Origin of the sequence: Pseudomonas sp. 14A, assembly GCF_018132745.1 — a bacterium.
GTDB classification, from domain to species: Bacteria; Pseudomonadota; Gammaproteobacteria; order Pseudomonadales; family Pseudomonadaceae; genus Aquipseudomonas; species Aquipseudomonas mercuritolerans.
In genome coordinates this window covers 576,319-601,428 of record NZ_JAGRQJ010000003.1, presented here as the reverse complement: position 1 = coordinate 601,428, position 25,110 = coordinate 576,319, and the positions used below count along the sequence as shown (strand labels likewise).

26 protein-coding genes and 1 pseudogene are annotated in these 25,110 nt (G+C 61.0%); 17 read left to right on the top strand and 10 right to left on the bottom strand.

Features of this window, described 5'->3' with window-relative positions:
* Positions 1–70: 70 nt before the first annotated feature.
* From livH to PS14A_RS05335, 8 genes are all read left to right on the top strand, one after another.
* Positions 71–994, top strand: a complete 924-nt coding sequence (gene livH, locus PS14A_RS05370) for a high-affinity branched-chain amino acid ABC transporter permease LivH (RefSeq protein WP_016771355.1) — start codon at positions 71–73, stop codon at positions 992–994.
* Complete coding sequence (locus tag PS14A_RS05365; protein ID WP_016771356.1) at positions 991–2,247, top strand: high-affinity branched-chain amino acid ABC transporter permease LivM; 1,257 nt, start codon at positions 991–993, stop codon at positions 2,245–2,247. Before livH ends, PS14A_RS05365 begins: the two co-directional genes overlap by 4 nt.
* Positions 2,244–3,011, top strand: a complete 768-nt coding sequence (livG, locus tag PS14A_RS05360; protein WP_016771357.1) for a high-affinity branched-chain amino acid ABC transporter ATP-binding protein LivG — start codon at positions 2,244–2,246, stop codon at positions 3,009–3,011. Before PS14A_RS05365 ends, livG begins: the two co-directional genes overlap by 4 nt.
* Positions 3,012–3,713 (top strand): ABC transporter ATP-binding protein, encoded by a 702-nt coding sequence (locus PS14A_RS05355; protein WP_003222380.1) that lies wholly within the window; start codon positions 3,012–3,014, stop codon positions 3,711–3,713. It begins immediately after the preceding gene.
* 292 nt (positions 3,714–4,005) lie between these two features.
* Complete coding sequence (locus tag PS14A_RS05350) at positions 4,006–4,311, top strand: DUF2282 domain-containing protein (RefSeq protein ID WP_016771358.1); 306 nt, start codon at positions 4,006–4,008, stop codon at positions 4,309–4,311.
* A gap of 25 nt (positions 4,312–4,336) precedes the next feature.
* A complete protein-coding gene (locus PS14A_RS05345) occupies positions 4,337–5,224 on the top strand; it encodes a DUF692 domain-containing protein (protein WP_212615462.1) in 888 nt (295 codons plus the stop codon).
* On the top strand, positions 5,221–5,979 hold the full coding sequence (locus PS14A_RS05340; RefSeq protein WP_212615461.1) for a DNA-binding domain-containing protein: 759 nt from the start codon (positions 5,221–5,223) through the stop codon (positions 5,977–5,979). Before PS14A_RS05345 ends, PS14A_RS05340 begins: the two co-directional genes overlap by 4 nt.
* Positions 5,976–6,452, top strand: a complete 477-nt coding sequence (locus PS14A_RS05335; protein ID WP_212615460.1) for a DoxX family protein — start codon at positions 5,976–5,978, stop codon at positions 6,450–6,452. Before PS14A_RS05340 ends, PS14A_RS05335 begins: the two co-directional genes overlap by 4 nt.
* Positions 6,453–6,562: 110 nt before the next feature.
* Here the strand turns inward: PS14A_RS05335 and PS14A_RS05330 are convergent, their stop codons facing one another.
* Entirely contained in the window at positions 6,563–7,477 is a 915-nt protein-coding gene (locus PS14A_RS05330; RefSeq protein WP_212615459.1) for a LysR family transcriptional regulator, read from the bottom strand.
* A gap of 104 nt (positions 7,478–7,581) precedes the next feature.
* Between PS14A_RS05330 and PS14A_RS05325 the strand changes: the two genes are divergently transcribed.
* The 3 genes from PS14A_RS05325 to PS14A_RS05315 all read left to right on the top strand — a co-directional run bounded on the left by PS14A_RS05325 (position 7,582) and on the right by PS14A_RS05315 (position 10,605).
* The gene (locus PS14A_RS05325; RefSeq protein WP_110600024.1) at positions 7,582–8,181 is read left to right on the top strand and encodes a short chain dehydrogenase; all 600 of its coding nucleotides are present in this window, start codon (positions 7,582–7,584) and stop codon (positions 8,179–8,181) included.
* Positions 8,182–8,241: 60 nt separating this feature from the next.
* Entirely contained in the window at positions 8,242–8,895 is a 654-nt protein-coding gene (locus PS14A_RS05320) for a hypothetical protein (RefSeq protein ID WP_110645952.1), read from the top strand.
* A 96-nt stretch (positions 8,896–8,991) separates the two neighbouring features.
* Positions 8,992–10,605, top strand: coding sequence for an NAD(P)/FAD-dependent oxidoreductase (locus PS14A_RS05315; RefSeq protein WP_212615458.1), 1,614 nt, complete (start codon positions 8,992–8,994; stop codon positions 10,603–10,605).
* A gap of 138 nt (positions 10,606–10,743) precedes the next feature.
* Here the strand turns inward: PS14A_RS05315 and PS14A_RS05310 are convergent, their stop codons facing one another.
* Entirely contained in the window at positions 10,744–11,838 is a 1,095-nt protein-coding gene (locus tag PS14A_RS05310) for a PLP-dependent cysteine synthase family protein (RefSeq protein WP_212615457.1), read from the bottom strand.
* A gap of 250 nt (positions 11,839–12,088) precedes the next feature.
* On the opposite strand from PS14A_RS05310, the gene nhaA reads away from it, so the two are divergent.
* The 5 genes and pseudogenes from nhaA (at position 12,089) to PS14A_RS05285 (ending at position 14,546) form a co-directional block, all read left to right on the top strand.
* On the top strand, positions 12,089–13,273 hold the full coding sequence (gene nhaA / locus PS14A_RS05305; RefSeq protein ID WP_122505756.1) for a Na+/H+ antiporter NhaA: 1,185 nt from the start codon (positions 12,089–12,091) through the stop codon (positions 13,271–13,273).
* 248 nt (positions 13,274–13,521) lie between these two features.
* A pseudogene (locus PS14A_RS05300) lies at positions 13,522–13,767 on the top strand (colicin E3/pyocin S6 family cytotoxin); the annotation flags it as partial.
* 7 nt (positions 13,768–13,774) lie between these two features.
* Entirely contained in the window at positions 13,775–14,026 is a 252-nt protein-coding gene (locus PS14A_RS05295) for a colicin E3-like toxin immunity protein (protein WP_095180548.1), read from the top strand.
* Positions 14,027–14,272 (top strand): colicin E3-like toxin immunity protein, encoded by a 246-nt coding sequence (locus PS14A_RS05290; protein ID WP_095180547.1) that lies wholly within the window; start codon positions 14,027–14,029, stop codon positions 14,270–14,272.
* Positions 14,273–14,294: 22 nt separating this feature from the next.
* Positions 14,295–14,546, top strand: coding sequence for a pyocin S6 family toxin immunity protein (locus PS14A_RS05285; protein WP_130912010.1), 252 nt, complete (start codon positions 14,295–14,297; stop codon positions 14,544–14,546).
* Between the two features lie 73 nt (positions 14,547–14,619).
* On the opposite strand, the gene PS14A_RS05280 is transcribed toward PS14A_RS05285, so the two are convergent.
* From PS14A_RS05280 to dinG, 6 genes are all read right to left on the bottom strand, one after another.
* Positions 14,620–15,084, bottom strand: coding sequence for a glycine zipper 2TM domain-containing protein (locus tag PS14A_RS05280; protein ID WP_016771369.1), 465 nt, complete (start codon positions 15,082–15,084; stop codon positions 14,620–14,622).
* 180 nt (positions 15,085–15,264) lie between these two features.
* The gene (gene pdxH, locus PS14A_RS05275; RefSeq protein WP_137215362.1) at positions 15,265–15,912 is read right to left on the bottom strand and encodes a pyridoxamine 5'-phosphate oxidase; all 648 of its coding nucleotides are present in this window, start codon (positions 15,910–15,912) and stop codon (positions 15,265–15,267) included.
* 24 nt (positions 15,913–15,936) lie between these two features.
* Complete coding sequence (locus tag PS14A_RS05270) at positions 15,937–17,034, bottom strand: OmpA family protein (protein ID WP_212615456.1); 1,098 nt, start codon at positions 17,032–17,034, stop codon at positions 15,937–15,939.
* Positions 17,035–17,147: 113 nt separating this feature from the next.
* Positions 17,148–18,293 (bottom strand): serine hydrolase domain-containing protein, encoded by a 1,146-nt coding sequence (locus PS14A_RS05265; RefSeq protein ID WP_212615455.1) that lies wholly within the window; start codon positions 18,291–18,293, stop codon positions 17,148–17,150.
* Between the two features lie 210 nt (positions 18,294–18,503).
* Entirely contained in the window at positions 18,504–20,972 is a 2,469-nt protein-coding gene (locus PS14A_RS05260; RefSeq protein ID WP_212615454.1) for a beta-galactosidase, read from the bottom strand.
* 95 nt (positions 20,973–21,067) lie between these two features.
* Positions 21,068–23,212, bottom strand: coding sequence for an ATP-dependent DNA helicase DinG (dinG, locus tag PS14A_RS05255; RefSeq protein ID WP_024011911.1), 2,145 nt, complete (start codon positions 23,210–23,212; stop codon positions 21,068–21,070).
* 98 nt (positions 23,213–23,310) lie between these two features.
* On the opposite strand from dinG, the gene PS14A_RS05250 reads away from it, so the two are divergent.
* Positions 23,311–23,775: a DUF2269 family protein gene (locus PS14A_RS05250; protein WP_130912005.1), complete on the top strand. Its 465-nt coding sequence runs from the start codon at positions 23,311–23,313 to the stop codon at positions 23,773–23,775.
* Between the two features lie 209 nt (positions 23,776–23,984).
* Here PS14A_RS05250 and PS14A_RS05245 read toward each other — a convergent pair whose 3' ends face one another.
* Positions 23,985–24,743 carry a collagen-like protein gene (locus PS14A_RS05245; protein WP_137215358.1) on the bottom strand — a complete coding sequence of 253 codons (759 nt, stop codon included), beginning with the start codon at positions 24,741–24,743 and terminating at the stop codon, positions 23,985–23,987.
* Positions 24,736–25,017 carry a DUF1145 domain-containing protein gene (locus PS14A_RS05240; RefSeq protein WP_016771375.1) on the bottom strand — a complete coding sequence of 94 codons (282 nt, stop codon included), beginning with the start codon at positions 25,015–25,017 and terminating at the stop codon, positions 24,736–24,738. The genes PS14A_RS05245 and PS14A_RS05240 overlap by 8 nt, the downstream gene beginning before the upstream one ends.
* Between the last annotated feature and the right edge of the window lie 93 nt (positions 25,018–25,110).

Genomic DNA, 25,110 nt, shown 5'->3' with positions numbered 1-25,110 from the left:
GAGATCCACGGGGCCGGGCGGGAAAATGACTCCACCAGTGAAATGCGTACAGGTTTTTAGGAGCGCTGTAATGCCTGACCTCTATCACTTCTTCCAACAGCTGGTTAACGGCCTCAACGTTGGCAGCATGTATGCCCTGATCGCCATCGGCTACACGATGGTCTACGGCATCATTGGAATGATCAACTTCGCCCACGGCGAGGTGTACATGATCGGTTCCTACGTGGCCTTCATCGCCATCGCCGGGCTGACCATGATGGGACTCGACAGTGTCCCGCTGTTGATGACTGCGGCGTTCATCGCCAGCATCGTCGTCACCAGTTCCTACGGTTACAGCATCGAACGGATCGCCTACCGCCCCCTGCGCGGCAGCAACCGTCTGATCCCGCTGATTTCTGCCATCGGTATGTCGATCTTCCTGCAGAACACCGTTCTGCTGGCGCAAGACTCCAAGGACAAAGCTATCCCCAACCTGATCCCGGGCAACTTCGCCTTCGGTCCGGGTGGCGCACAAGAAGTGCTGATTTCCTACATGCAGATCGTGGTGTTCGTGGTGACCCTGATCGCCATGCTCGGCCTGACCCTGTTCATCTCCCGTTCCCGCCTGGGCCGCGCCTGCCGCGCCTGTGCCGAGGACATCAAGATGGCCAACCTGCTCGGCATCAACACCAACAACATCATCGCCCTGACCTTCGTCATCGGTGCTGCGCTGGCCGCCGTTGCCGCAGTGCTGCTGAGCATGCAATACGGCGTGATCAACCCCAACGCCGGTTTCCTCGTCGGCCTCAAGGCCTTCACCGCTGCGGTACTGGGCGGCATCGGCAGCATCCCCGGGGCCATGCTCGGCGGCCTGGTGCTCGGTGTAGCGGAAGCGTTCGGTGCCGATATCTTCGGCGACCAGTACAAGGACGTCGTTGCGTTCGGCCTGCTGGTTCTGGTGCTGTTGTTCCGTCCGACCGGCATTCTGGGCCGTCCGGAGGTTGAGAAAGTATGACTAGGAATCTTAAACAGGCACTGTTCAGTGCCTTGCTGGTGTGGGCGGTGGCCTACCCGGTACTGGGTCTGAAACTGACCATCGTCGGCATCAATCTGGAAGTGCACAACACCAGCCCTGCGGTACTCGCGACCATCGCGATCTGCTCGGTGCTGATGTTCTTGCGCGTGCTGTTCAACCAGCAGATCAGCAAGGCCTGGCGCTCCTCGCCGGGCATGCCGCTGATCCCGGCCAAGGCCAGCAACTTCCTGACCCTGCCAACCACCCAACGCTATTTCATCATTGCGCTGATTCTGATCGCCCTGGTCTGGCCGTTCTTCGGCTCCCGTGGCGCGGTGGATATCGCCACGCTGATCCTGATCTACGTGATGCTCGGCCTGGGCCTGAACATCGTTGTCGGTCTGGCCGGTCTGCTTGACCTGGGTTACGTCGGTTTCTACGCCGTCGGCGCCTACAGCTACGCGCTGCTGTCGCACTACTACGGCTTGAGCTTCTGGATCTGCCTGCCGATTGCCGGCCTGATGGCGGCGACGTTCGGCTTCCTGCTGGGCTTCCCGGTGTTGCGTCTGCGTGGCGACTATCTGGCGATCGTGACCTTGGGTTTCGGCGAAATCATCCGTCTGTTCCTGCGTAACCTGACCGACATCACCGGTGGCCCGAACGGCATCAGCAACATCGAGAAACCGACGTTCTTCGGCCTGACCTTCGAGCGCAAGGCCGCCGAAGGCCTGCAGACGTTCCACGAGTATTTCGGCCTGCAATACAACTCGATCAACAAGGTGATCTTCCTTTACCTGGTTGCGCTGTTGCTCGCACTGGCCGCGCTGTTCGTGATCAACCGTCTGCTGCGCATGCCGATCGGCCGTGCGTGGGAAGCACTGCGTGAAGACGAAATCGCCTGCCGCGCGTTGGGCCTGAACCCGACCGTGATCAAGCTCTCCGCCTTCACCCTGGGTGCTGCGTTCGCCGGTTTCGCCGGCAGCTTCTTCGCCGCGCGTCAGGGTCTGGTGACGCCCGAGTCGTTCACCTTCATCGAGTCGGCGATCATCCTCGCCATCGTCGTATTGGGTGGCATGGGCTCGCAACTGGGTGTGATTCTGGCGGCGATCGTGATGATCCTGTTGCCGGAAATGATGCGTGAGTTCAGCGAGTACCGCATGTTGATGTTCGGTGCGCTGATGGTGCTGATGATGATCTGGCGTCCTCAAGGTCTGCTGCCGATGCAACGCCCACATATGGAGTTGCGCAAATGAGCCGCGAGATCCTTAAAGTCGAAAATCTGAGCATGCGCTTCGGCGGCTTGCTGGCGGTCAACGGCGTGGCGCTGACCGTCAAGGAAAAACAGGTGGTCGCCCTGATCGGCCCGAACGGCGCCGGCAAGACCACCGTGTTCAACTGCCTGACCGGCTTCTATCAGCCTACCGGCGGCAGCATCCTGCTCGACGGCGAGCCGATCCAGGGCCTGCCGGGCCACAAGATCGCCCTCAAAGGCGTGGTGCGGACCTTCCAGAACGTGCGTTTGTTCAAGGATATGACCGCGGTCGAGAACCTGTTGATCGCCCAGCACCGTCACTTGAACACCAACTTCCTGTCCGGCCTGTTCAAGACCCCGGCGTTCCGCAAAAGCGAGCGCGAGGCGATGGAATTTGCCGAGTACTGGCTGGAAAAGGTCAACCTCAAAGAGTTCGCCAACCGCACCGCCGGCACCCTCGCCTACGGCCAGCAACGGCGTCTGGAAATCGCCCGCTGCATGATGACCCGCCCACGGATCCTCATGCTCGACGAACCGGCCGCCGGCCTGAACCCGAAGGAAACCGAAGACCTCAAGGCGCTGATCGGTGTGTTGCGCGAAGAGCACAACGTCACCGTGCTGCTGATTGAACACGACATGAAACTGGTCATGAGCATTTCCGACCACATCGTCGTGATCAACCAGGGCACACCGTTGGCCGACGGCACGCCGGAACAGATCCGCGACAATCCTGAAGTGATCAAAGCCTACCTGGGGGAAGCGTAAATGCTGCAGTTCGAAAACGTTTCCACCTTCTACGGCAAGATCCAGGCCCTGCACAGCGTCAACGTCGAAGTCCGTCAGGGCGAGATCGTGACGCTGATCGGCGCCAACGGTGCCGGCAAATCCACGCTGCTGATGACGCTGTGCGGTTCGCCGCAGGCGCACAGCGGCAGCATCCGCTACATGGGTGAGGAGCTGGTCGGCCAGGACTCGTCGCAGATCATGCGCAAGAGCATCGCCGTGGTCCCGGAAGGGCGTCGGGTGTTTGCCCGTCTGACCGTTGAAGAAAACCTGTCGATGGGCGGATTTTTCACCGACAAGGGCGACTATCAGGAACAGATGGACAAGGTTCTCGGACTTTTCCCACGCCTGAAAGAGCGCTTCAACCAGCGCGGCGGCACCATGTCCGGCGGTGAACAGCAGATGCTCGCTATCGGCCGCGCGCTGATGAGCAAGCCCAAGCTGCTGCTGCTCGACGAGCCGTCGCTGGGTCTGGCACCGATCATCATCCAGCAGATCTTCGACATCATCGAACAGCTGCGCAAGGACGGTGTGACGGTGTTCCTGGTCGAGCAGAACGCCAACCAGGCGCTGAAAATCGCCGACCGCGCCTACGTTCTGGAGAACGGCCGCGTGGTCATGCAAGGCACCGGTGAAGCGCTGCTGACCGACCCGAAAGTACGCGAGGCGTACCTCGGCGGTTGAGTGTTATCGCTGAACAACGAAACGGCCTTCGGGCCGTTTTTTGTTTCCTGAGCACCACCAAGGTAACCCTGTGGGAGCGAGCCTGCTCGCGAAAGCGCTCTGTCATTCAACATTATGGGTGCCTGACACACCGCCTTCGCGAGCAGGCTTGCTCCCACAGGAATACCGCTGAATCCGAAATTTTTTATAAATTTCTCGCCCCGCCTGTAACGCATCCCCCCACCCGTTCTCTAGAGGGACAAGCAAGCGCAAACCGCTTGCAGAAACCCTGATAAAAAACTGGAGAAACATCATGACTGCGACTACCCGTACCCTGTCCGCTACCGCCCTGGTTCTGGCCCTCGGTTCCGCTCTGAGCATCGCCACTGTCTCCACCGCCCAGGCCGCCGATGCCAACATGGAAAAATGCTTCGGCGTGGCCATGAAGGGTAAGAACGATTGCGCCGCAGGTGCCGGGACTACCTGCGCCGGCACGGCGAAAATGGACTATCAGGCCAACGCCTGGAAGCTCGTTCCGAAAGGCACCTGCGCCACCACCGAAAGCAAAACCTCGCCGACCGGTTTCGGTCAGCTCGAAGCCTTCAAAGCCAAGTCCTGATCCACGGCCTGCCTGAGTGACGCCCATGTTCAGTCATCACGAACCGTCCCTGCCGCGCACTCAGGCAGCTCGCACCGAGCTCCCTGCCCGCGCCGGGCTGGGGCTCAAGACCGGGCACTTCCTCGAAGTGCTCGGCTCCTTACCGGACCTCGGTTTCTTCGAAGTCCACGCCGAAAACTACATGGTGGCCGGCGGCCCGTTTCATCATTTCCTCGGTCTGATTCGCGAACAGTACCCGCTGTCATTGCACGGCGTAGGCCTGTCGATCGGTGGCGAAGGCGCGCTGGACAGCCAGCACATCAAACGCCTCGCCGATCTGATCGAGCGCTATCAGCCACAAGCCTTTTCCGAACACCTGGCCTGGTCGAGCCACGGCCCGGTGTTCCTCAATGACCTGCTGCCACTGGCTTACGACACGCCGACGCTGAACCGCGTCTGTGCGCACATCGACCAGGTGCAGAACACTCTGAAACGACCGATGCTGCTGGAGAACCCGGCGACCTATCTGGGATTTGAGCACTCGACGATCGACGAGGCCGAGTTCATCGCCGAAGTGATCCGCCGCAGCGGCTGCGGCTTGTTGCTCGACGTCAACAATATGTACGTGTCGTGCATCAATCATCAGCGCGATCCTTTGGCCTACCTCGATGCATTACCGCTGCACGCGGTCGGCGAGATTCATCTGGCCGGCTTCGCTGAAGATTGCGACAGCCTTGGCGATCGCTTGCTGATCGACGATCACGGCGCGCCGATTGATCAGGCCGTATGGGATCTGTACCGGCAAGTGCTGCAACGTATCGGCCCGGTGGCGACGCTGATCGAGCGTGACAATCACGTGCCGGCCTTCGACGTTTTGCTCGCCGAAGCGCAGCACGCCGAGACGCTGTTGCGCCAAGCGGAGCGTGCGGCATGAGCACGCAAGCGGACTTCGCCGCCGCCCTGCTCAATGCGCAACTGCCGTATCCCAAGGGCCTGTGCAGCCGCAACGGCGCCGATCCGTCGCGGCGTTTCGCGGTGTATCGCAATAACGTGCAGAGCTCGTTGATCAATGCCCTGGCCGACAGCTATCCGGTGGTGCTGCAATTGGTCGGCGATGAGTTCTTCCGCGCCATGGCGGCGATTTTCGTCCAGAGTCAGCCGCCACAAAGTCCGTTGATGAGCCGCTATGGCGAAGACTTCGCCGACTTCATCGCAGAGTTTGAACCCATCGCCGGCGTGCCTTATGTGGCTGATGTTGCGCGGCTTGAGCATCTGCGCACTGTCGCCTACCACGCCGCTGATGCGCAGCCGATCCGGCCTGAACAAGTCAGTGCCGCGCTGGCCGATCCGCAGTCGCTGAGTGAACTGTGTTTCGAACTGCATCCCTCGCTGCACCTGCTCGACTCTGCTTTTGCGGTCGTGGCGATCTGGGCCGCGCATCAGCAGGAGCCAAGTCTCGCGGGCATTGGCCTCAATCAAGGCCAGCATGCCCTGGTGCTGCGCAATGGTCTCGACGTTGAGGTGTTCGCTCTTGAACCGGGTGCGAGCGTGTTCATTGGTCATCTGCTCCAGGGCTCGCCACTGCTCGCGGCGGCAGAAAACAGCCCGCCGTTCGATCTCGCCCAAACCCTCGCCTTACTGATTGCGCATAACGCGATCACCCGTCTGAATTACAAGGAGTTGCCATGAACGCTTTGGTCTTGCGCGTCATTGCGCTGTTGGAAAAAATCCCGCACAGCCTGATCGCCCTCATCGCGCGTTTTTCCATCGCTGCGGTGTTCTGGAAATCCGGGCAAACCAAGGTCGAAGGACTGGCCGTGGATTTGATTGACGGCACCTTTGAACTGGGCTGGCCACGCTTGGCCGACTCGACGATTCCGCTGTTTCAGAGCGAGTACGACGTGCCGCTGCTCTCGCCGGAAACTGCCGCGCATCTGGCGGCTTTTGCCGAGCATGTGTTTCCGCTGTTGATTCTGCTCGGTCTTGCCACACGGTTTTCAGCGCTGGCATTGCTTGGCATGACCCTGACCATTCAATTGTTCGTCTACCCGGATGCCTACCCCACCCACGGCACCTGGGCGGCGGTGTTGCTGTACCTGATGGCGACCGGGCCGGGCAAATTGTCGATCGACCAGCTGATTGCCCGCCGTTTCGCAAAATAAGATCCCCCCTGTGGGAGCGAGCCTGCTCGCGAAAGCGGTGTGTCATTCAACATCGGTATCGACTGAACTGACGCATTCGCGAGCAGGCTCGCTCCCACAGGGAAATCACATCAGCGCTGCAGTCGATCCAGCGCCTCGCCACTGCGTTTGAACCAACCCATCAGATAATCCGCGAGCACCTGCGTGCGTTTCGGCAATCCACCCTGATACGGGTGCACCAGATACATCGGCATGCGTCGGGTCTGGTAATCGCGCAGCAACCAGCGCAAGCGGCCGTCCGCCAGTTCCGCTTGCAGGAGATACGACGGCAAACGGGCGATGCCGGCACCGGACAGCGCTGCTTTTTTCAGCAGGTTGTAATGGTTGCTGGCGAACGGACCCGAGACCCGTACCCGCAACAACTCGTGCTGCTGGTGATACAGCCATTCTTCGCGGCCGCTGTAATGGCTGTTGAGCAGACAACGATGCTCGGCCAAGGCATGCGGCGTCGCTGGCTCGCCGAAGCGCTCGAGGTAGGCCGGGCTGGCGCAGGTCATTTCGTGCCACGCCAACAGCGGCTTGGCCACCAGCCGATCGTCATTGGCCACTTCGGCACGAATCGCCAGATCAAAACCATCGCGGGACAGATCGCGATAACTGTTGTTCAGCTCCAGCTCGATTTGCACCTCGGGGTATTGCCCGGAAAACTCCAGCAACAAACCATCGAAGAAGGTCTCGCCGAGCGACACCGGAACCGTCATGCGCACGGGACCGGCCATGTCGTCCTTCAACCGCGCCAACGCCTGCCGCGCGCGTTCGACCTGAACCACCAGAGCCTGAGCCTGCGGCAGCAGCGCCGCCCCCGCCGCCGTCAGGCTCAAGCGCCGGGTGGTGCGTTGCAGCAATACCACACTGAACTGCGCTTCGAGCTGGCTGATGCGCTTGGACAACTGGCCTTTGCTGCAGCCCAACTGCTGCGCCGCAAGGGTGAAACTGCCGGCCTCGATCAGCACAGCGAACGCGGCGAGATCATCCATTTCGCTCATGGATTGTTTCCATTTGAAAACCAAAAGTTGCCTATTAGTGCGCTTATCCGCAGAAAAAACCACTTTAGACTGAAACCTCATTCACACACATGAGGTACAGCTCGATGAAAATTCTGTTGATAGGCGCAGGCGGCACCATCGGTTCGGCGGTGGACAAAGAGTTGTCGCAACGCCACGAGGTCATTCGTATCGGTCGCAACAGCGGTGACTTGCAGGTGGATATCAGCGACAGCGCGTCGATCCGCAAGCTGTTCGAACAGACCGGCAAGTTCGATGCGCTGATCTGCGCGGCGGGCAACGTGACTTTTGCAGCGCTCGACGAGATGACTGGGGACAGCTTCGCCCTCGGCCTGAAAGACAAGTTGATGGGCCAGGTCAATCTGCTGCTGATCGGCCGCGAGTTCGCCAATGACGGCGCCTCGTTCACCTTCACCACCGGCGTGCTCAGCCACGACCCGATTCGCAGCGGCGCTTCGGCAGCGCTGGTCAACGGCGCCCTCGACAGCTTCGTCCGCGCCGCCGCCATCGAACTGCCGCGTGGCCTGCGGGTGAACTCGGTGAGCCCGACCGTGCTGACCGAAGCCCTGGGCAAATACGCGCCCTACTTCCGTGGCTTCAAGCCGGTTGCTGCAGCGGAAGTCGCATTGGCCTACGCGAAAAGTGTCGAAGGCCTGCAAACCGGTCAGACGTTTCACGTGGGTTAAGGCCCTTGTGATGAACGGTCAGGCTGCGTAACGTGGCGACACTTGTCTGGAGAGCCAAAGATGCGTGTTGCCCGTTCGTTCGTCCTCGTTGCCCTGCTGCCGATGTTTGCCGCCTGCCAGTTGTTCGACGGCCAGCGTGAAAGTGTGTCCCATGCCGGGCAGACGCGGATGCAGGGGCAACTGACCGCCGCCGACGGCAAACTGGTGTTCCAGCCGTGCCAGGAGCAGCGGCAACTGGTGGTCAACGACATCGGCGGCACCAGCGTCCTGCAAGAAGCCGCCACCCTCGCCGACGAGCAGGGCAAGCTGTTTGCCGATGTGCGCGGCAAGGTTTCCGGCGATCGTCTCGACCTCGGCCAGTTGTATCGCGTCGAGCGCTCGGGCACGGCCTGCGACGATCCGAATTTCAAACTGCTGATCCTGCGCGCCGCCGGTCATGGCCCGGAATGGAACGTCAAGGTCAGCGGCAAAGGCATGGTCATCGAGCGCGACGGCCAGCCGCCGCTGGCCGTGCCGTATGTGGAAGAGCAACTGGGCGACGGCCGCTTCAATCTCAGCAGCGAAGCCAACAACCAGCGCATCGAATTGTGGGTCGCGCCACAGCGCTGCGTCGACAGCAGCACCGGCAGCGTGCAGCACATGAGCGCCGAATTGCGTATCGACGGTCAGGTGCAGCGCGGGTGCGGCTATTTCGGCGGCGCGCGTAACGACTGATCGTTTTTCTCCCACGGATCCGCTCGCGGCGGCTTATAATCGCCGCCTTCAAACGCCCTGGCGCAGTTGTGCGCCCCGCGAATCCGGATCCCCCCCATGTTACGAATCACTGAACTCAAGCTGCCAATCGACCATCCCGAAGAAGACCTGCGCGTCGCCATCGTGCAACGCCTGGGCATCGCCAGCGATGATCTGCTCGATTTCACCTTGTTCAAGCGCAGCTATGACGCGCGCAAAAAGTCCTCCGAACTGTGCTTCATCTACACCATCGACCTCAACGTACGCGACGAGGCCAGAGTGTTGGGCAAGTTCGCCGACGACCGTAACGTCAACGTGGCGCCGGATGTCAGCTACAAATTCGTCGGCCAGGCACCGAGCGATCTCGGCCAGCGGCCGATCGTCGTCGGTTTCGGCCCGTGCGGCATCTTCGCCGGCCTGCTGCTGGCGCAGATGGGCTTCAAACCGATCATTCTCGAACGCGGCACCGAAGTCCGTCAGCGCACCAAGGACACCTGGGGCCTGTGGCGCAAAAGCGTGCTCAATCCCGAGTCCAACGTACAGTTTGGCGAAGGCGGCGCGGGCACGTTCTCCGACGGCAAGCTGTACAGCCAGATCAAGGACCCGAAATTCCTCGGCCGCAAAGTCCTGCACGAGTTCGTCAAGGCCGGCGCGCCGGAAGAAATTCTCTACGTCAGCAAGCCGCACATCGGTACGTTCCGCCTGACCGGTATGGTCGAAAACATGCGCGAGCAGATCCGCGAACTGGGCGGTGAAGTGCGCTTCCAGGAGCGCGTCAGCGACGTGCTGATCGAAGACGGCCAACTGGTCGGCGTGAAACTGGCCAGCGGCGAAACCCTGCATTCGAAGCATGTGGTTCTGGCCCTCGGCCACAGTGCCCGCGACACCTTCCGCATGCTCCACAGCCGTGGCGTGTTCATGGAGGCCAAGCCGTTCTCGGTGGGCTTCCGCATCGAACACCCGCAGTCGCTGATCGACCGCGCGCGCCTGGGCAAATACGCCGGCCACCCGAAACTCGGCGCTGCCGATTACAAACTGGTGCACCACGCCAAGAATGGGCGTTCGGTGTACAGCTTCTGCATGTGCCCGGGCGGCACCGTGGTCGCGGCGACGTCGGAACCGAATCGCGTGGTCACCAATGGCATGAGCCAGTACTCGCGTAACGAGCGTAATGCCAACTCCGGCATCGTCGTCGGCATCACCCCGGAAGTCGATTATCCGGGCGGCCCGCTCGCCGGTATCGAGTTGCAGGAGCGCCTGGAATCCCACGCGTTCATCCTTGGCGGCAGCGACTACAAGGCCCCGGCGCAACTGGTTGGCGACTTCATCAACGGCAAGCCGTCGACCGAACTGGGCGAAGTCGAGCCTTCGTACAAACCAGGCGTGGCGCTGGGCGATCTGGCCTTGGCGCTGCCGGATTTTGCCATTGAGGCGATCCGTGAAGCCTTGCCCGCGTTCGAGAAGCAGATTCGCGGTTATTCCCTGCACGACGCCGTGCTGACCGGAATCGAGACCCGCACTTCATCGCCGCTGCGCATCACCCGCAACGAGTCGCTGCAGAGCATGAACGTCAAAGGCCTGTTCCCGGCCGGTGAAGGCGCGGGCTATGCCGGCGGAATTCTCTCGGCGGGTGTCGACGGGATTCGCATTGCCGAGGCAGTGGCTCGCGATATCCTCGGACTGGAAGCCTGATCAGCATCAGCTGACCCAACACAAAACCCTGTGGGAGCGAGCCTGCTCGCGAAAGCGGTCTGTCACTCAACGAAGTTGTTGAATGTGACTCCGCCTTCGCGAGCAGGCTCGCTCCCACAGTGGTTTCTGCATTTGGCTTTAGATGTTCGCGCGCAGCACCGAGGTCGGCAGCGCCTCCCCGCGCTCGGCACTCGCCGCCACCGCTGCAATCAAATCACCCAGTTCATACCCTTGCGCTTTCAGCCACTCCTGATCGTAATACGTGTCGGCATAACGCTCGCCGCCATCGCACAGGATCGCCACGATCGACCCCGACTGCCCCGCCGCTTTTATCTGCTGCGCTGCCATCAGCGCACCGATCAAATTGGTCCCGCTCGACCCGCCGACATGCCGCCCCAAACGCTGCGCCAGATAATGCATGGCCGCCAGCGACAAGGCGTCCGGCACCTTGACCATCGCATCGATCACCTTGGGCAGGAACGACGCTTCCACCCGAGGCCGGCCAATGCCTTCTATGCGTGAACCGCAATCCAGACGCAGGCTGGCATCACCGCTCTGGTAAAAATCGAAGAACACCGAACGCTCGGCATCGGCACACAACACGCGGGTGCAGTGCTGGCGATAGCGCACGTATCGACCAAGGGTCGCTGTAGTCCCGCCAGTGCCGGGGCTGGAAATCAGCCAGGTCGGCTCAGGGTGCTTTTCGTAGCGCATCTGCTGGAAGATCGATTCAGCGATGTTGTTGTTCGCTCGCCAGTCGGTGGCGCGTTCGGCGTAGGTGAATTGATCGATGAAGTGACCACCATGCTCGCGGGCCAGGCGCTCGGATTCGGCGTAGATCTGCGTCGGATCCTGCACCAGATGACTCTGGCCACCGTAAAAGGCAATCTGGGCAATCTTCTCTTTCGAGGTGGTCGCGGGCATCACCGCGATAAACGGCAAACCGAGCATGCGCGCGAAATACGCTTCGGAGATCGCCGTCGAGCCGCTGGATGCCTCGATCACTGGCGCGCCGGGTTTCAGCCAGCCGTTACACAGCGCGTAAAGGAACAGCGAACGGGCCAGGCGATGCTTGAGGCTGCCGGTCGGGTGGCTGGATTCGTCCTTGAAATACAACTCGATGCCGGCAAAACCGGGCAGCGGCAAAGGGATCAGGTGGGTGTCGGCGCTGCGCTGGAAGTCCGCCTCGATGATGCGGATGGCTTCGCGTGCCCACTGTCGGTTGTCGCTCATGGTTTCGGTTCTCATTGAATCAGGCAGGAGATCGGTCTCCTGAAAAGGTCTGCCGCAAGCTTAGGAAAAATCCCGCAGGCGGCAAAGATACAGCTGAGTCTCAATGTGTCAGGCAACTGCTAGGCTCAGTGCTGCCCGTACCAGACAGCCTGTAACGACATATAACAAAAAAGAATATAACTTTTGTTTTAACAACTAACGGTACGAGTTAGGGTGTTTCACCTTTTTCTTGATTCGATGGAGAGCGACCTTGCCTCTGCGTAGCACTTTCACGCGTTTCTTTCAGTTGGAAGCCGCCAGCGGTCTGCTATTGATCGCCGCAGCCGTTCTCGCGCTGATCATCAATAACTCACCGCTGTCGTGGCTGTACACCGGCCTGCTCGACACTCCGGTGGTGGCGCAGATCGGCGCGTTGAAAATCGCCAAACCTCTGCTGCTGTGGATCAACGACGGCCTGATGGCGATGTTCTTCCTGCTGATCGGCCTGGAAGTGAAACGCGAAGTGCTCGACGGCCAATTGTCCAAGCCTTCGCAAATCGTCCTGCCCGGCGCAGCGGCGATCGGCGGCATGCTGGTGCCGGCGCTGATCTACTGGTTCCTCAATCGCGACAACCCTGCGGCCCTGAGTGGCTGGGCCATTCCGACCGCCACCGACATCGCCTTCGCCCTCGGCGTACTGGCGCTGCTCGGCAAGCGCGTGCCGGTGTCGCTGAAACTGTTCCTGATGACCCTGGCGATCATCGATGACCTCGGCGCCATCGTCATCATCGCAATCTTCTATTCCGGCGAACTCTCGACCCTGTCCCTTGGCCTGGCGGCTGCGTGCATTGCCGCGCTGGTGGCGATGAACCGGCTCGGCGTGGTCAAGCTCGGGCCTTACATGATCATCGGCCTGATCCTCTGGGTCTGCGTGCTCAAGAGCGGTGTCCACGCGACACTGGCCGGCGTGACCCTGGCTTTCTGCATTCCCCTGCGCACGAAAAACGCCGAGTCGTCGCCGCTGCTGACCCTCGAACACGCGCTGCACCCCTGGGTCGCCTACGGCATCCTGCCGCTGTTCGCCTTCGCCAACGCCGGCCTGTCACTGAGCGGCGTCACCGTCGAAAGCTTCACCCACGACGTACCGATGGGCATCGCCATCGGCCTGCTGCTGGGCAAGACCGTCGGCGTGTTCGGTCTGACCTGGCTGGCGGTCAAGATCGGCATCGCCGCCCTGCCCCAAGGCGCCAATTGGGGCCAGGTCCTCGGCGTGGCAATCCTCTGCGGCATCGGCTTCACCATGAGCCTGTTCGTCGGCTCGCTGGCCTTCGAACCCGGCGTGAGTGATTACGCCGGCATGGATCGCATGGGCATCCTCACCGGCTCGATTCTCGCGGCGGTGATTGGTTATGCGGTGACGGCGGCGGCGAGTCGCAAGAATTCACAACTGCAATGACCCCTGTGGCGAGGGAGCTTCACCCCTCGCCGCAGATTTCTCGCCTCACAGTTACGCAGCGAACAATCCCCACTTCATTAGCGACGCGTCCTACAGCCACACTTTCCCCGCTTCGATAACGTCGTGCGGCCCCTACTCGAGGGGCTGTCGATGGTGAACGAAGGGACGATCAGTGGCGCGGAACAAGGACATTCCCCGGGTGCAAAACCCACCGCAGGGCGACGGACAATACCTATCACCCCGCCCCCGATACGTCGGATATCACAGCCTTTCCCGATTTAAGAAGAGCAAAAAAGAAAACGCCGTTCAACGGTGGGCTCCGGGATCGCTGGATCAATGCAAAAGGCCGAATAATTTATGAATGGGACTATTTACATGGCGAGCTTGAAGCCTATCGCGCAAGTGATGGCAGCCATTTAGGCTCTTACGACCACAGAACTGGTGAACAGATAGATCCACCCAAAAAAAACCGTAGTATTAAAAAATATTTATGAGGATTACATGGGACTCAAAGCCAGACTCGAATGGTACGACCAACAAACCGAACTGGGTGAGGGGGAGGAACTGTCGAAAGATTTTGGCGAGGACGGCTCATTAATGGAAGCATTAGGCCTACCGTCGAAAAGCTTCAATAACGGCGGATTTGATGTAAAAGCCGATTGGATCAAGACTCTCCAGCCCCACTTCCAGCATTCCATTCAATTTTCTTCTTACGACTATCAGGTATCGTTCGTTTACCGGGATCAATGGTAGATGGGACTGGAACTGAGATTGGAATGGTACGACACAGCAACCTTGGAGTTTCAGGGGGAAGAGTCGTCAAAAGACCTGGGTGGTGACGAGTCAGTGTTAAACGCCTTGGGGATTCCCGCCGCGGACAACATCAACAATGGCAGTTTCAACGTCGCTCAAAATTGGCTCGCCACCATTCAGCCGTATTTTCAACATCAAATCGATTTGAGAGTTCACGACTATCAAATTTCGTTTGACTACGGCTAACAGCCCCGGAAGTATTAGCTCCATGCACTTTCTTTTAATTACCGGTTTTTTCCCTGACGAAGCCCAAGATGACTCCTTGCAATTCGAGCTGGATATCACAGGCAGCGAGATGAATGAAAAAGTGGCCCAGCTCATTGAATCAAAGCCCTTGGATGAGGTGGAACCCGGCGAGCTGTTGTTGACTCTGGATCAGGTAACCGCATTGGAAAACCTGCTCAACGTCAGTTTTCCAAAGGGCCTCGAATACTTCATGGGCACCTACGCCACATACTGAATGAGCAATTCACAAGCAAAGAAAAACCCCGACCAGACACCTGATCGGGGTTTTCTTTCACCCAGCTTCTCGCTTAGTGCGATACGCGGCTGGTTCCGCCAACGGTGGAGATCCGTACCCGCTCGCCAACGCGGAATACTTCATTCTCCTGAACCTGCTGCACATAGGCGCGCATGCTGCCGTCGTCTTCGCGGACGGTGATTTCCACGCCCTGGGTGCGGGTCAGGCCTTCTTCGGTTGCCGAGCCAAGCAGGCCGCCGGCCACTGCGCCGATGACCGCAGCGACGATGCTGCCCTTGCCGCCGCCGATGGCGCTACCGCCGACGCCGCCGACCACTGCGCCTGCTGCGCCGCCGATCGGGGTCTTGGTGCCTTCGATTTTTACCGGTCGCAGGGATTCGATGGTGCCCATGCGAATCGTCTGTACACGACGCGCTTCGTCACGGGAGTAGGAGTCGCCAGTGAGGCTCGATTGGCAGCCGGTCAGCAACATCGCCATCGTCGAAAAAGAAGCAACCAGCAGAACAGACTTACGCATAGCATCAACTCCAAAAGAACATGTGTTCATTAAACTCCGTGGCCTGGCGCCTGTCACGACACCATCCGGATAAAATTGGCTTCCATTCAGGCTGGGTACAGATGCCCGCGAGCGTCCCACTTAAAGTAGCGTGAAATCATCGATCCTGCGCCATTGCCCTTTATCCGCTCGGTAGACTGCTCAGGGTGCCAGTCGTTCAAGAATCCACTCGGCGCCCTGGAGGCGGTAGTTGAGGCGATCGTGCAGGCGGCTCGGACGGCCCTGCCAGAACTCAATGCGCTCAGGCACCAAGCGGTAACCACCCCAATGTTCCGGGCAATGCGGCTGGGTGTCGCTGAAGCGTTGCTCGGTGGCCTTGAGCAAATCTTCCAGTTCGCCACGACCGTTGATGACCCGGCTCTGCGGCGAGGCCCAGGCGCCGAGGCGGCTACCCAGCGGACGCACCTGATAATACGCATCGGACTCTTGCGCCGTGACCTTGACCACCCGCCCCTCGATGCGCACCTGGCGCTCCAGGGTTGGCCAGAAGAAGGTCATGGCGGCAAACGGGTTGGCCGCCAGCTGCTGGCCCTTGGCGCTGTCGTAGTTGGTGAAGAAGGTGAAGCCCTGCTCGTCCAGGCCCTTGAGCAACAGAATGCGGCAATGCGGACGACCGTCGGCGTCGACCGTGGCCAGGGTCATGGCATTGGCTTCCACCGGCGCCTGCTCGGTTTTCACCGCGTCGGCGAACCACTGGTGAAACAGCGCAAACGGCTCGGCCGGGGCTTGCGCCTCGGTCAAACCGTCACGGGTGTAGTCGCGACGCATATCGGCCAGAGCCTGGGTCATGGCGGATTCCTTTTCGTTAGCGGATCACTTCTTGGCAGCGTCGGCTGCGGCGACTTTCTTGTCGGTCGCGGCGGCTTTGGCTGGTGCAGTTTTTTTCGCTGGAGCCTTGGCCGGAGCCTTCTTCGCCGGAGCCTTGGCGGCGGTTTTCTTGGCTGGCGCCTTTTTCGCCGCCGGCACAGCGGCTTTTTTCGCCGCAGGCGCCGGGGTAACCGGTTTGACCACTGGCTTGACATCTTGCGCAGCAACCATCGTCACCGGCTTCGGCGCTGGCATGTTGTATTTGCTCAGCAGCGCAACCATGGTGTTTTGCGGAGTCACCAGCAGTTCGACACGACGGTTCAAGGCACGGCCCTCAACGCTGTCGTTGGCCGCACGCGGCGCTTCGGAACCCATGCCGCGCAGCATCAGGCGATCACGCTGCAAGCCGCTGAGGCGGAAGATCGCCGCCACCGATTGCGCACGCTCCTGGCTCAATTTGACGTTGGCTGGCGCGGAACCGCTGGTATCGCTGTGACCGAGCACCAGCACCGCGGTTTTCGGGTCGGCTTCAAGGATTTTCGCCACGCGAGTGAACGGGCCAAGGGTGACCGGCAGCAGCATCGCCGGGCGGTCCGGGTTGAACGAACCTTCCACCGGCGCCGTAACCACCAGTACGTTGTCGCGACGTTCGAGTTGCAGGTTGCTGTCCTTCACCGCTTCACGCAGACGCGGTTCGTAGTCATCGAGCCAAGCCTGGGTCACCTTCGGATCGGGCATCGGCACGGCTTTGACGGTTGGCTGGTCCTTGCCGCCGAACGGCCACCACCATTTGCCATTGGACTCGGCCTCGGCTTTGGCCACCTCGACCGGTTTGGCTTCAGGTTTGACCTCGGCTTTCAGATCAGCCTTGATCGCTTCATCGCTGGAACCGAACGGCCAGTACCACGGATTGCTGCTTTCGGCCTTGGCAACTGGTGCGGTCGCTGCAGGTTTCAAAGGAGCCGGAGCAGAATCTTTGGCCGCGACTTTGTCGGAAGAGCCGAACGGCCACCAACTGCTGCCGTCCGCATCGTTTTTCGGGGTCTGTGCGCAACCGGTGAGCGCTACACACAGGGCCAGGGCGAGGGTCTTTTTAGATGACATTGAAAATCCACAAAATGAAGTAATGAAAAATCAGAGCACTTTCGCCCGGATAAACAGCCGTTTTGAAACGAAAATCCCTTCGAGGTTCCGACCCTGGAACCTCTGTCGAAGCTTTACAGACAAGTGGCAAGCACCCGCGCCAGTTTTTGTGCGCGCGGATCCATCAAAACGTAAGGGCCCAGGGTATTTGTCACGAAACCGAAAGCCACATCGTGCTCAGGATCAGCAAAACCGATCGAGCCGCCTGCTCCCGGATGGCCGAACGCGCGCGGGCCGAGGCCGTAGGTGGCGTTGGGCACATCCGGTTGATCGAGCATGCAGCCGAGGCCGAAACGGGTGCGCGTGAGCAAAGTCTTGTCATCGCCAAGGCTGTGCTCGCGGGTCAGCTCTTCGAGCATCTCGCTCTCGAGCAGGCTGCCGTCGAGCAGGCCGGCATAGAACCCGGCGAGACTGCGCGCATTGCCGTGGCCGTTGGCCGCCGGTTGCTGCATGCGTCGCCATTCCGGCTTGTTGGTGCTGGTCAGCACTGACGGCGGATTGGTGAAGGCGCGGGTAGTCATGGCTGTCGGTTCGCGCATGGTCACTTGCAGCAGGCGCTGGGCCGCGGCGTCGCCGGTGTTGCCCTTGCCACGCGCAATATGCGCGACACGATGAAATTCCTCATCAGCCAGACCCACATGGAAATCCAGGCCCAACGGTTTGGCGACCCGAGCGACGATCGACTCGCCCGGCCCACGACCGTCGGCGCGCCGCAGCAATTCACCGACCAGCCAGCCGTAGGTGATCGCGGCATAACCGTGACCAGTGCCCGGAGTCCACCATGGCGCTTCGGCCGCAAGGGCGTCGACCATGGTTTGCCAGTCGTAAAGGGCTTCAGGCGCGAGCAGTTCGCGCAGCGCCGGCAGGCCGGCCTGATGGGAGAGCAATTGGCGCAGGGTGACGGATTCTTTGCCGGCGGCGGCGAATTCCGGCCAGTAGCGGGCAACCGGGGCATCGAGTTGCAACTTGCCTTCGGCCACCAGTTGCAACGCGGTGACGGCGGTGAAGGTTTTGGTGCAGGAGAACAGGTTGGCGATGGTGTCGCTGTGCCAGGCTTCGCTGCCGTCCTTGTCGGCGGTACCGGACCAGAGGTCGAGGACGGTTTCTCCACCGACCTTGATGCACAGGGCTGCGCCGCGTTCCTGGGGATCGTCGAACAGTGCGGCGAAAGCCTCGCGCACCGCTTCGAATTGAAGCTCGTAATGTCCCTGAATCTGCACCCGCAACTCCCCCGCGAAAACGCTCTACAAAGTGGCCCGCATTGTTCCAGCCCTTGAGGGATTTGGGAACAGGCGCGGGCCGGACGGTTGATCGGCAATTTATGGTGATCCCTTCGCGAGCAGGCTCGCTCCCACAGGGGATCTCCTCTGCTGTTGATATCCAGTGTGGGAGCGAGCCTGTTCGCGAAGAACGATAACGCGGTCTGAAACCTAGTGACCATTCCCCGAATGCCCACCCGCCTGCGCAGCCCCCGGCGCATTGCCAGCCTCGGCCTTGCGCCCACCTTCAACCTCGGCAACCGGTGCTTTCTGCGCCTCCTTGCCCAACTGCTCCAGCGCCTGCAGATTGCTTTTGCGCACCGCCTCGACGAAGCCCTGATAAGGCAGATCGGTCACCCCGACCAGACCGAAATGCCCGTTCTCGCCGTCGAGCAAACGCCCGGTCACCGGTTGGTCGAGATACTGGAACCAGTGCACGCCAACAATCGACGGTTCGCTCAGCGCCTGTTTGAGGAAGTTGACATAAGCCGGACCGCGATCTTCTTCCTTGGCCAATTGCGTCACGCCGCCCCAGAACGGCCCCCGGTCAGCCGAGCCGAAGTTGAATTCGGTGATCAGCACCGGTTTGTCCAGCGCTGCCAGTGCGGCGAAGTCGTAACCGTCCTGCGGCTTGAGCGTGTACATGTTGAAGCTCAACACATCGCAATACTGCGCGCACGACGCCACGGCTTCAGGCGTGCTGATGGCGAAGCGACCGCCAAGCAGCATCTGGTTGGGCGCGTGCCATTTCAGCGAATCGGAAATGGTCTTGAAATAGGTGTCGGCAAAGACCTTCTGGAAGTATTTGAAATCCGCTTCGATCTCCGGATGTTCCGGGTTCGGCAATGGCGGCACGAACCCCGGATCTTCCATCAACTCCCATGCCGGCAAATCGATGCCCCAGGCCTTGGACAGTCCGGCCTGATTGCGGTACTTGTCGCGCAATTGCTTGAGAAAGGCGCGTTTGGCCGGTACGTCGGTGGTCATTTTCAACGTGCCGTAGGCCAGCGCGTAGCGAGCCTTCGGATCGTCACCAGGGCCGGCCCAGGCCAGTTCGTTGTCGGCGTAATAACCGATCAGCCACGGATCGTCACGATGATCGCGGGCGGCAATGGCCACGGCGCGCTCGGTGGCCATGGCAAAACGCGGATCGAACGGATCCGGCATGCCGCCCCACCAATCGCTGCCGGTGCTGATGCTGGTGTAGTCGCCGACGATCGACAGCGGCAAGGTGTACGGTACGCGATCGGCATCCGCCAGCGACGGCGCGCTCCAGTTGCCTATCGTGTTGAAGCCCCAGGCTTGCAGGCGGTCGAGGGTATGGCGGGTCCAGCGTTCTTCATCAATCGCGGCTGTGCACGGAGAGGTTTGCGCGCTGGACGCTTGCACCGCATCGGTCTGCGCCGCTTCGGCAATACCCGATTTCGGCTCGGCAGGCACCGCTGCAGTCTCAGCAGCCTGCACCGAGCCGGCCTCAGCCGCGCCCGCCTTCGCCGCTTCGGCAATCCCGGCCTTGTTGTCGCTGTCCGCCTTGCACGGTTCGCCGTACAGGCGTTGCAGATTGGCACCATAGAAGTCGTACCAGCGGCCGTTGCCATAGCCACGGCCCTGATCGGCGCCATTGCCGCCACGGTTGTCGCCCTCGCCGAAATGCGCGGCCAGCGGGTCGTCGTTCTTCGGCAACGATTCGAACATGTACTCACGACCAGCCACGTAGGTCTGGTTGACCTGCGGGCTGACGGTGTTGACGCCCAGCGAATAGAACGGGTGGCCTTCAGGGGTCACCAGATACCAGCGGCCATCACGTTTTTCCGTGCGGAAGAAGCCGCTGGCCTTGAACGCCGGGCCTTTGTTCCAGCCGCCGAACTTGTCCAGCGAAGCCTTTTCACGCTCGGTCAGCCACGTATTCAGTTGTTGCTGCTCTTTGTTGGCGGCGCTTTTAAGTTGCTCGTCGCTGCTGACTTTTTCCGGCCACTTGCTGCGGGTTGACTGACCGTATGCGTCGACCAGATTACCGTACACCGCGCGCGTCACCGACTCGCCGTCCTGCACGCCGAAACGCTCAAGCAACAGGCTCTGCGCAACTTTCGGCTGATCCATCGACAGACTCACCGAAACCACCTGGCTGCGATCGATCTCGCCCGTGCTGCTGGCCAGCAGAATGCGTTGGCCATCGACGGTCATCGGCATCGGCGGCCCGGCTTTCATGCCCTGGCTCAGCGGCGTCGAAGCCACCAGCGGCACCAGCAAGGTCTGCGCGGGGCCTGCGGGCAGATCGACGCGGCTGACCAGAGTGCGGCCATCGTTGCTCTGGATCTGCACATAGACTGTGACCGCCCAATTCATCGCACTTTGCAGACGCAGGGTCATCATGCCGGACTGCGACCAGTCCCAAGCGCCGGTCTGCGGAGTCAGGCGCAAGGTCGGTCGGGCGACCGGGTTGAACGTCACCCGGCGCAGCACTTCACCTTCAGCGGTCTGTTCGGCATTGGCCTGCGGCAGGTCGGCGTTTTCCGTGGCGACCTTGACCACGTCGGCCGGGCGCACGAAGTTGAACAGCGTCTGCTGACCGGCGGGCGCGGCCAGCAACGGCGCGGCAAAAATCATGGCGAAAACAGCGGGCAACGAACGGCGGATCATAAGAACGGAGTTCTCCCTAACGACCAGTCAAGGCCAGTGGAAAAGCGGTGGCAGAGAGATAGACAACGCGGCGGGCCAATCGGCCCACCCGTGTCTCAGGATATTTCACGACGGAAAGGAGGCAACGCATTGAGGATCGCCTTGCCGTAGCGCTGGGTGACCAGACGCCGGTCGAGCAAGGTGATGGTGCCGCGGTCTTCTTCGGTGCGCAGCAGACGCCCGCAGGCTTGAACCAGTTTCAGCGAGGCATCGGGCACGGAGATTTCCATGAACGGGTTGCCGCCGCGCGCCTCGATCCACTCCGACAACGCGGCTTCGACCGGATCGTCGGGCACCGAGAACGGAATCTTGGCGATCACCACGTGCTCGCAGTAGGCACCCGGCAAATCGACACCCTCGGCAAAACTGGCCAGCCCGAACAGCACGCTGGAATCACCGCCATCGACCCGCGCCTTGTGCTTGTTCAGGGTTTCCTGTTTCGACAGGTTGCCCTGAATGAACACTTGCTTGCGCCAGTCGCGGTCGAGGCCATCGAACACGTCCTGCATCTGCTTGCGCGAGGAGAACAGCACCAGCGTGCCACGGGAACCTTCCACGAGATCGGGCAGCTCGCGAATGATCGCCGCCGTGTGGGCGGCGGCATCGCGCGGGTCGGCCTTCAGATCCGGCACGCGCAGCACGCCGGCATCGGCATGATGGAACGGGCTCGGCACCACCGCTGTGACAGCTTTTTTCGGCAGGCCGGCGCGCATGCGGAAACGGTCGAAAGTGCCCAGCGCCGTCAGCGTCGCCGAGGTCACCAGGCAGCCGTAAGCGACGTTCCATAAACTGCGACGCAAGGTTTCCGCCGCCAGAATCGGGCTGGCGTTGACCTCGATGTCGAACAGCGAACCGCTTTCGGCCAGGGTCAGCCAGCGCGCCATGGGCGGGCTGTCCTCCGGGTCTTCGGCGGTGAACGCGGTCCACAATTCCCAGTTGCCGGAAGCGCGGGACAGCAGGCTGCCGAACAGCGGATACCACTCTTCGGCCTGATTGCTGGCGATGCCGATATTGACCTCGCCATCCATGCCTTCCTTGAGCAGGTCGGTCAGGCGCTGGAACAGATCGTTAAGGCGCGAATAGCCTTTTTTCAGCTCGATGCCCATCTCGCGCATGTCCTCGGGAATCACTCCGCCGACGAAACGATGACGTGGGCGCTCGCGGCCTTCGACGTCTTCGCCTGGCTTGAAATCGGCGATCTGCTCGCACGCGGTGAACATGAACTGCTGCTGGGTCTTGATCTCCCGCGCCAGCTCCGGCACCTGCTCGATCAGCTTGCCAAGATCGCCCGGCAGCGGATGCTGGGCGAGCAGTTTGGTCAGATTCTTCGCGGTTGTTTCGAGCCAGTCGGCGGTGGAGCGCAGGCGCGTGTAATGGGCGAAGTGGCCGATGGCCTTGTCCGGCAAATGGTGACCTTCGTCGAACACGTAAATGGTGTCGCGCGGATCGGGCAGCACGGCGCCGCCGCCCAGTGCCAGATCCGCCAGGACCATGTCGTGGTTGGTGACGATCACGTCAACCTTGCCCATGCCCTCGCGAGCCTTGTAGAAGGCGCACTGGCCGAAGTTCGGGCAATGACGGTTGGTGCACTGGCTGTGATCGGTGGTCAGGCGCGCCCAGTCGGCGTCTTCCAGCGCGTTGGGCCAGCTGTCGCGGTCGCCGTCCCATTTATTGCCGGCGAGCTTTTCGATCATGCTGGTGAACAGCTTCTGACTGGCCTCGTCGACTTCGATCTTGAAGCCTTCTTCTTCGAACAGCTGCGCGGTGGCGGTTTGTGCGTGGCCTTCCTGCAGCAGCATGTCGAGCTTGGACAGGCACATGTAGCGGCCACGGCCCTTGGCCAGGGCGAAACTGAAATTCAGCCCGCTGTTGCGCATCAGGTCAGGCAAATCCTTGTAGACGATCTGCTCTTGCAGGGCGACGGTCGCGGTGGCAATCACCAGACGCTTGCCGGCCAGTTTCGCCGTAGGGATCGCCGCCAGGCTGTAGGCCACCGTCTTGCCGGTACCGGTGCCGGCTTCCACCGCGACAATCGCGGGGTCGCCACTGCGCCGGCCTTCATCGTCGGTGTCGATGTCACCGAGGACCTTGGCGATTTCGGCGATCATCAGGCGCTGGCCGTAACGCGGCTTGAGGCTCTTGGCCTCTAGAAAACGCGAATAGGCGCCCTGGATCGTGGTTTTGAGTTCAGTGCTGATCATTGAGTGTCGGGCGCAAAAACGCTGGATAAATTTTCAGTAGTTTGGTTCGGCGGCTATCATACCCCGCTAATCGATCCCGCGCAGAACGGAGTGACCCAATGACACCTTTTAGCCTCGTTTACCCCCTGCATGTCCTTGCCGCTCTGGTGTGGGTTGGCGGCATGTTTTTCGCCTGGATGGTCTTGCGCCCTGCGGCTGTGAAGGCTCTGGACGGCCCAGCTCGCCTGACCCTGTGGGTGGAAGTGTTTCAAGGTTTTTTCCGTTGGGTCTGGGTCGCGGTGATCCTGTTGCCGATCAGCGGCGTGGGCATGTTGCATCTGCAGCAGGTCGGGTTTGAAACCGCGCCGAAGTATGTGCAGGTGATGATCGGTTTGTATGTGGTGATGACGGCGCTGTTCATCCGCATTCAGGGGCTGATGCTGCCGGAATTGCGCAAGGCGGTTGAGGCGAAGGATTGGCCGGCGGGTGCGGCAGTGCTGGGGCGGATTCGGCGGGTGGTGGGGCTTAATCTGCTGGTCGGGTTGGTGCTGGTGGCTGTGGCTGCGGCTCGGCCAATGTTCTGACAATCTGCGACTCAAAGATCAAAAGCCCCTCACCCTAGCCCTCTCCCAGAGGGAGAGGGGACTGATTGGGGGATATTGAGGAGTTACGCCGACTTGGAAGATTTTCGCTGAATCCATAATCGACCTGGTCTTTCAGGTCGATGGATAGCGACAGACACCTCGGTCGGCTCCCTCTCCCTCTGGGAGAGGGCTGGGGTGAGGGCTTGCCTTTAGAGGCGCTGCACAGTAACCGAACCCGCCGCTCCCTCCGGCCCCGGCTGGCCATCCGCGCCGGCCTTGCCGTTCTTGCCGCCGTCAGCGCGGTACACCAGGCAGCCCTTGGATTTGCCGCCCTTGCCTGCTTTACCACCGAGACCCGCCGGGCCGCCGGCACCGCCAGCCACGTTGACCTTGATCAGCTCGACCGGGAAATCCCGTGGTACGGCGAGGCGCACCAGCGCACCCGGCGCGCCCGGCTGGCCATCGCTGCCGTCACTGCCATCGGCACCGTGGCCGGCCGAGCCATAGGTGCAGCCCGGATCTTCACCGTTGCCGCCGTCGAGGCCGACGAAACCTGGCGCGCCCCGGCCGCCACGGGCATCGACCGTCAGCTGCGGCGCGCTCAGGGCCTGGAATTGCAGATTCAGATTGCGCCCGGCCCGGGCCGCTTTTTCATAAGTGCCGGGGGCGCCGCGCGCGGTGATCTGGCTGCCCTCGCTCAACTCAGCGCGCTTGACCTTCACTTCCAGCGCTTGTTCAGCCGGAACGATAGCAATACGTGCTTCGTGGCCCAGGCGCAGTTCATCAATGTTCAATTCAGTCACGTTGGACGGGATCAGCAAGGTGCCGTAATCGGCGACTTCCAGTTTCTCCAGTTGCAGCGTGCTGGTGGTGTTGGGCAAGCGCATCAAAGAATTGCTTTGCACGTTGACCACCTGAGCGCAGGCCAGTGGACTGATGAATGCAGCGAGCAGGCAGAGTTTACGCATGGGAAGAAGCCTCCGGAGCGGCCGGGGCCGGGATGGTTTGCAGGTGGAAAACGCCGAACAACAGAATGCGGCCACGGTCACGCCAAGGGTGCGGACGGCCCTTGAGGCTGCGGTTGCACAGCAGCACTTCGAGTAGATGAATCAGCAACAACAGAGCGCCGGCCAGATTGACCAGCAGATGCAGCGGATGAACAAACGGCACCAGTTGATTGGCCAGTACCACGCAGCAGAACAGCAGGGTCAGCAAACGCCCCAGCCCCCAGAACACCTTCATACGCTCCCCCGTGTTGCGAATTATTCTTTGCACGCACAGTACCGGCTTCTGCGGGGGATAAGCCAGAGGGAAAAATGAAATTTGTGCAAACGC

Coding starts and splice junctions, on each gene's coding strand:
- PS14A_RS05345 (WP_212615462.1), top strand. CDS start 4,337: ATGTTCAGTCATCACGAACCGTCCCTGCCGCGCACTCAGGCAGCTCGC.
- PS14A_RS05245 (WP_137215358.1), bottom strand. CDS start 24,743: ATGCGTAAACTCTGCCTGCTCGCTGCATTCATCAGTCCACTGGCCTGC.
- PS14A_RS05315 (WP_212615458.1), top strand. CDS start 8,992: ATGTTACGAATCACTGAACTCAAGCTGCCAATCGACCATCCCGAAGAA.
- pdxH (WP_137215362.1), bottom strand. CDS start 15,912: ATGACCCAGGCTCTGGCCGATATGCGTCGCGACTACACCCGTGACGGT.
- PS14A_RS05320 (WP_110645952.1), top strand. CDS start 8,242: ATGCGTGTTGCCCGTTCGTTCGTCCTCGTTGCCCTGCTGCCGATGTTT.
- PS14A_RS05270 (WP_212615456.1), bottom strand. CDS start 17,034: ATGTCATCTAAAAAGACCCTCGCCCTGGCCCTGTGTGTAGCGCTCACC.
- PS14A_RS05325 (WP_110600024.1), top strand. CDS start 7,582: ATGAAAATTCTGTTGATAGGCGCAGGCGGCACCATCGGTTCGGCGGTG.
- PS14A_RS05335 (WP_212615460.1), top strand. CDS start 5,976: ATGAACGCTTTGGTCTTGCGCGTCATTGCGCTGTTGGAAAAAATCCCG.
- livG (WP_016771357.1), top strand. CDS start 2,244: ATGAGCCGCGAGATCCTTAAAGTCGAAAATCTGAGCATGCGCTTCGGC.
- PS14A_RS05350 (WP_016771358.1), top strand. CDS start 4,006: ATGACTGCGACTACCCGTACCCTGTCCGCTACCGCCCTGGTTCTGGCC.
- dinG (WP_024011911.1), bottom strand. CDS start 23,212: ATGATCAGCACTGAACTCAAAACCACGATCCAGGGCGCCTATTCGCGT.
- PS14A_RS05280 (WP_016771369.1), bottom strand. CDS start 15,084: ATGCGTAAGTCTGTTCTGCTGGTTGCTTCTTTTTCGACGATGGCGATG.
- PS14A_RS05330 (WP_212615459.1), bottom strand. CDS start 7,477: ATGAGCGAAATGGATGATCTCGCCGCGTTCGCTGTGCTGATCGAGGCC.
- livH (WP_016771355.1), top strand. CDS start 71: ATGCCTGACCTCTATCACTTCTTCCAACAGCTGGTTAACGGCCTCAAC.
- PS14A_RS05285 (WP_130912010.1), top strand. CDS start 14,295: ATGCACTTTCTTTTAATTACCGGTTTTTTCCCTGACGAAGCCCAAGAT.
- PS14A_RS05340 (WP_212615461.1), top strand. CDS start 5,221: ATGAGCACGCAAGCGGACTTCGCCGCCGCCCTGCTCAATGCGCAACTG.
- PS14A_RS05250 (WP_130912005.1), top strand. CDS start 23,311: ATGACACCTTTTAGCCTCGTTTACCCCCTGCATGTCCTTGCCGCTCTG.
- PS14A_RS05240 (WP_016771375.1), bottom strand. CDS start 25,017: ATGAAGGTGTTCTGGGGGCTGGGGCGTTTGCTGACCCTGCTGTTCTGC.
- PS14A_RS05310 (WP_212615457.1), bottom strand. CDS start 11,838: ATGAGCGACAACCGACAGTGGGCACGCGAAGCCATCCGCATCATCGAG.
- PS14A_RS05365 (WP_016771356.1), top strand. CDS start 991: ATGACTAGGAATCTTAAACAGGCACTGTTCAGTGCCTTGCTGGTGTGG.
- PS14A_RS05355 (WP_003222380.1), top strand. CDS start 3,012: ATGCTGCAGTTCGAAAACGTTTCCACCTTCTACGGCAAGATCCAGGCC.
- PS14A_RS05295 (WP_095180548.1), top strand. CDS start 13,775: ATGGGACTCAAAGCCAGACTCGAATGGTACGACCAACAAACCGAACTG.
- PS14A_RS05260 (WP_212615454.1), bottom strand. CDS start 20,972: ATGATCCGCCGTTCGTTGCCCGCTGTTTTCGCCATGATTTTTGCCGCG.
- PS14A_RS05290 (WP_095180547.1), top strand. CDS start 14,027: ATGGGACTGGAACTGAGATTGGAATGGTACGACACAGCAACCTTGGAG.